Annotated in this window: 1 protein-coding gene; it reads left to right on the forward strand. The window is 31.4% G+C overall.

What is annotated here, in order from left to right; translation table 11 throughout:
- On the forward strand, positions 1-283 hold a 283-nt coding region (locus G9F48_RS19400), incomplete at both ends, for a hypothetical protein (protein ID WP_165409984.1).

The following is a 283-nucleotide window of genomic DNA, read 5'->3' on the forward strand; positions in this document are numbered from 1 at the left end:
AGCTTATGCTGCGTACTATTTTTGATGATACAGGAATGCAAAAAGTTCGGCGTTCTAATTCTTCTTATGATATTTGTATTGAAGATTTACAAGACTTGTCTTTAGAGGATCAACAAAAACGTATATTGGAAAAAAGAAATCACAGGTCACATTTTGTTTTTCAACAAGATCATTGGCCATTATTTGAGTTGTCTGCATTTATTCTTGGCGAGAAGAAAAATTATCTCTTCCTGGATATTGACTTATTAATTGCTGATGGAGGCAGTTTATTAATTTTAATACA

The organism is Bacillus sp. EKM420B, from assembly GCF_011065565.1.
Classification (GTDB): Bacteria; Bacillota; Bacilli; order Bacillales; family Bacillaceae; genus Bacillus; species Bacillus velezensis.